We start from the raw sequence: 4,074 nt of genomic DNA, 5'->3' as shown, positions 1-4,074 counted from the left end.
TATCAGGTGCACGAGGCCCGTGCCTGGGGCGCCGATTGCATCCTGATCATCATGGCAAGCCTTTCCGATGACGAGGCGCGCGCGCTGGAAGAGACCGCCTTCGAACTCGGCATGGATGCGCTGCTTGAGGTCCATAACGAGGAAGAATGCGCGCGTGCGCTTAAGCTTTCCTCTCAGATGATCGGTATAAATAACCGTAATCTCAGGAATTTTGAGGTTACGCTCGAGACCAGCGAACGCCTCGTCAAGATGGTGCCGGACGACCGGCTGCTCGTCGGAGAAAGCGGCATCTTCGTCCATGACGATTGTCTGCGTCTGAAAAAGAGCGGCATCACCACCTTCCTCGTGGGCGAAAGTCTGATGCGACAGGACGATATTATCGGTGCCACGCGCGCGCTTCTGACCGGCACTGGCGCGGAGCTTCCGGCGCGATGAGCGGCAGGCCCACAAACCTGACCCATATCGCGGCCGACGGCTCGGCCAATATGGTCGATGTCGGCGGCAAGGACGAGACAGTGCGGACGGCCACGGCAGAAGGTTTCGTGCGCATGAAGCCCGAGACGCTCGCGCTGATCGAAAACGGCAATGCGAAGAAGGGTGACGTGATCGCCACCGCGCGCCTTGCCGGGATCATGGGCGCCAAGCAGACCGCCAACCTCATTCCGCTCTGCCACCCGCTGATGCTCACCAGGATCGCGGTCGATATCGTAGCCGATACCGCCCTGCCCGGCCTGCGCGTTACGGCCACGACCCGGCTTACCGGAAAGACCGGCGTCGAGATGGAGGCGCTGACGGCCGTTTCAGTTGCCTGCCTGACGATCTACGACATGGCAAAGGCGGCCGACCGGGAGATGGAAATCGGCGCGATCCGCCTCGTGGAGAAGTCCGGCGGCGCGAGCGGCGACTACAAACGATCGGAGGCATAGATCATGGCCGGCTCGCTTCTGCCCGTTGACGAGGCGCTCGCTATCCTGCTGGACGGCGTATTGCCGATCCCGGATAGAGAAACCTGCGATCTGGTCGAGGCCGACGGTCGGGTGCTGGCCGAAGATCTGCTCTCGCGCATCACCCAGCCGCCCTTCAGCGCCTCGGCCATGGACGGCTACGCGGTCAGGTCCGACGACGCCACAGCCGGCGCGACGCTCTCGGTGATCGGCACGGTTGCCGCCGGCGAGACGCCGGAGATATCCGTCGCCCCCGCAACCGCGATCCGGATTTTCACCGGCGCGCCGCTGCCGCCCGGCGCCGACAGTGTGGTGATCCAGGAGAATACGGAGGTCATGGGCGACCGTATCCGCATCACGGAGCCCGTGGCGAAAAACGCCAATATCCGCGCCGCCGGGCAGGATTTTCGCGAAGGACAGGTTCTGCTTGCTGGAGGCCGCCTGCTTGACGCGCGCAGCCTCTCTCTCGCCGCCGCCGGCGGCCACGGGACGCTGCCCGTCCACCGCCGTCCGAAAATCGCCGTGCTGGCCACCGGGGACGAGCTTGTGCCGCCGGGAGAAATGCCCGGCCCGGGCCAGATTTCAGCTTCGGCAGGGATCGCGCTGCAATCGCTTGCCCGTGAAAACGGCGGCGAGACCCGCGACCTCGGCATCGCCCGTGATAACGTGGCCGCGATCGAGGCCGCGGTCGAGCGCGCGCGCCAATGGGGCGCAGATGTCCTGATCACCATCGGCGGTGCGTCCGTCGGCGATCGGGATCTCGTCGGCCCGACCTTGCAGTCTTTGGGCATGTCGCTCGATTTCTGGAAGATTGCCATGCGGCCGGGCAAACCGCTCATGGTCGGCAATCTCGGCGACATGAAGGTGCTCGGCCTGCCTGGCAATCCCGTCTCGGCCTATGTCTGCGCGCTGATCTTCGCCGAACCGCTCATCCGTCGCCTCGCTGCGCTTCCCGCCCGCAATCGCCTTCGCCGGGCCTTCGCCGCGGAGGCGATCGGACCCAACGGGCCGCGTCGCCACTATATGCGCGCCCGTTTCACCGATCGGGGCGAGAAACGGGTCGCTGCCTGCGAGAGTCAGGATTCGTCGCTGATCGCCACCCTGGCCGACGCCGATTGCCTGATCATCCGCCCGCCCGCAGACGATGCGGTGCGGCCCGGCGCCCCGCTTGAGGTGATGCTGCTTGGCGGGGATCTCCTCTGAGACTCAGATCTGCTCGCTCTGCCGGCTGGCAGCCTGCAGCAAGGCCTGCATCTTCGTCCGCACGGTCTCCTCGTCAATATTGACGCCCGCCTCGGCGAAGTCGCGCATCAGCTTCTTCAACACGTCGTCATGGCCGGCATGGGTGAAATCAGCCGCGATCACTTCGCTTGCGTAGATTTCGAGATCATCGCGCCCGAGAAGGTCCGCCGCCCAGGCGGCAAGCATCCGGTTGCGCCGCGCGATCACGCGAAAGCGCGCGGCTTCCTGCTGCACATAGGCTGCCTCGAAGGCACGCTCGCGATCGGTGAATATCGATCCGGACATGTCCACCTCCTTCTTGCCGCACCGTGGCGGCCCGTTTCCTCTGGAGATGAGAATGGCTTCAAAACTGACATTTGAAAAGCAGTCAGATTTAACTATTTTAATAAGATCGTTTAAAATCCAAGATGAAATCCGCTCCGAGGATGCCGCTCCCCCAACCCTTGGAAGCAAATGCCTTGAAAAACGCTTGGTTTTGATTGAGAAAGCCGCACGACTTCGCTATTCCAGCGAGAGAGACAGAAATAACGCGTGGGCCAAAGCCACGCCAACGATACGAGACAAAAAATGAATCGTCGCCGCCGGGTTTTTGAAGGCAAGGGCAAGATACTCTATGAAGGCCCCGAGCCCGGAACGCTGATCCAGTTCTTCAAGGACGATGCCGAGCCGGGCATCACCGGTGAGGTCATAGACGGCAAGGGCGTGCTCAACAACCGCATCTCCGAATATGTCTTCAGCCACTTGAACGCGATCGGCATTCCCACCCATTTCATCCGCCGCCTCAACATGCGCGAGCAGCTCGTGCGCGAGGTGGAGATGATTCCGCTTATCCTGACCGTCCGCAATATCGCGGCCGGGTCGCTTTCGCGCCGGCTCGGCATCGAGGAGGGCACGCCCCTGCCCCGCTCTATCGTCGAGTTCTCGCTGAAATCGGACGAACTCGACAACCCGCTGGTGACAGAAGAGCACATTACCGCCTTCGGCTGGGCCGTCCCGCCGGAGCTCGACGACATGGTGGCGCTTGCGATCCGCATCAACGATTTTCTGTCCGGCCTGTTTCTAGGCGCCGGCATGCAGCTTGTCGATTTCAAGATCGAATGCGGCCGCCTGTTCGAGGGCGACATGATGCGCATCATCCTGGCGGACGAGATCTCTCCGGATTCCTGCCGTCTCATCGACCTGCAGACGCGCCGTCGGATGGACCTCGACGCGCGCGGCGAGGCTGCCGGCAATGCCCACTCCGAAATTGCCCGCCGGCTGGGCATCATGAACGAGAACGAACCCGCCCGCGCCGCCGGCCCGGTGCTTGTCAAATAGCAGATTGAGGATTGAACCAGTGATCAATGCACGCGTCATCGTTACCTTGAAGAACGGCGTTCTCGATCCGCAGGGAAAGGCGATCGAGGGCGCCCTGCACGGTCTTGGATTTGACGGCCTGTCCGCCGCGCGCCAGGGCAAGGTCTTCGACCTTGCGCTTGACACCGACGACCGCGCCAAGGCCGAGGCCGATGTCGCCGCCATGTGCGAGAAGCTTCTGGCCAATATGGTGATCGAGAACTACGCGATCGAGCTGACCCAGGCCTGAGCGAAAGCAAGAGAACGAACGCCATGAAAACCGCATTGATCCAGCTTCCCGGCCTCAACCGCGATCGCGACATGTTCGCCGCGATCCGCACCATATCCGGCCATGACCCGGTGACCGTCTGGCAGACCGAGACCGAACTGCCGGAAGCCGACCTGATCATCATTCCCGGCGGCTTTTCCTATGGCGACTATCTGCGCTGCGGGGCGATCGCAGCCCGCATGCCGGTCATGCGCGCGGTCGCGGAAAAGGCCCGCGCCGGCGTGCGCGTCATGGGGCCCCGGCATGTATGGCACGACAGCCCCG

8 protein-coding genes are annotated in these 4,074 nt (G+C 63.2%); 7 read left to right on the top strand and 1 reads right to left on the bottom strand.

Features of this window, described 5'->3' with window-relative positions:
- From AC5DC2_RS20515 to AC5DC2_RS20505, 3 genes are all read left to right on the top strand, one after another.
- The coding region (locus tag AC5DC2_RS20515) for an indole-3-glycerol phosphate synthase TrpC (RefSeq protein WP_491699823.1) at positions 1-435 on the top strand (435 nt) is incomplete at its 5' end.
- Positions 432-926 carry a cyclic pyranopterin monophosphate synthase MoaC gene (moaC, locus tag AC5DC2_RS20510; protein ID WP_024707871.1) on the top strand — a complete coding sequence of 165 codons (495 nt, stop codon included), beginning with the start codon at positions 432-434 and terminating at the stop codon, positions 924-926. The genes AC5DC2_RS20515 and moaC, both read left to right, overlap by 4 nt.
- A 3-nt stretch (positions 927-929) precedes the next feature.
- Positions 930-2,147 carry a molybdopterin molybdotransferase MoeA gene (locus AC5DC2_RS20505; RefSeq protein ID WP_491699822.1) on the top strand — a complete coding sequence of 406 codons (1,218 nt, stop codon included), beginning with the start codon at positions 930-932 and terminating at the stop codon, positions 2,145-2,147.
- Positions 2,148-2,150: 3 nt separating this feature from the next.
- Here AC5DC2_RS20505 and AC5DC2_RS20500 read toward each other — a convergent pair whose 3' ends face one another.
- On the bottom strand, positions 2,151-2,471 hold the full coding sequence (locus AC5DC2_RS20500) for a DUF1476 domain-containing protein (protein WP_491699821.1): 321 nt from the start codon (positions 2,469-2,471) through the stop codon (positions 2,151-2,153).
- A 52-nt stretch (positions 2,472-2,523) separates the two neighbouring features.
- Here AC5DC2_RS20500 and AC5DC2_RS20495 point away from each other — a divergent pair, with 52 nt between their 5' ends.
- The 4 genes from AC5DC2_RS20495 to AC5DC2_RS20480 all read left to right on the top strand — a co-directional run.
- Positions 2,524-2,757 carry a hypothetical protein gene (locus AC5DC2_RS20495; RefSeq protein ID WP_152534512.1) on the top strand — a complete coding sequence of 78 codons (234 nt, stop codon included), beginning with the start codon at positions 2,524-2,526 and terminating at the stop codon, positions 2,755-2,757.
- Positions 2,754-3,503, top strand: a complete 750-nt coding sequence (locus tag AC5DC2_RS20490) for a phosphoribosylaminoimidazolesuccinocarboxamide synthase (protein ID WP_024707874.1) — start codon at positions 2,754-2,756, stop codon at positions 3,501-3,503. The genes AC5DC2_RS20495 and AC5DC2_RS20490 overlap by 4 nt, the downstream gene beginning before the upstream one ends.
- A gap of 19 nt (positions 3,504-3,522) precedes the next feature.
- On the top strand, positions 3,523-3,771 hold the full coding sequence (purS, locus tag AC5DC2_RS20485; protein WP_024707875.1) for a phosphoribosylformylglycinamidine synthase subunit PurS: 249 nt from the start codon (positions 3,523-3,525) through the stop codon (positions 3,769-3,771).
- Between the two features lie 23 nt (positions 3,772-3,794).
- Positions 3,795-4,074, top strand: a 280-nt coding sequence (locus AC5DC2_RS20480) for a phosphoribosylformylglycinamidine synthase subunit PurQ (RefSeq protein WP_491699820.1), incomplete at its 3' end; no start/stop codon positions are given.

The organism is Martelella sp. (assembly GCF_984369615.1).
Note: the sequence above shows the minus strand (reverse complement) of the source record. Positions and strands in the feature narration are given on the sequence as shown.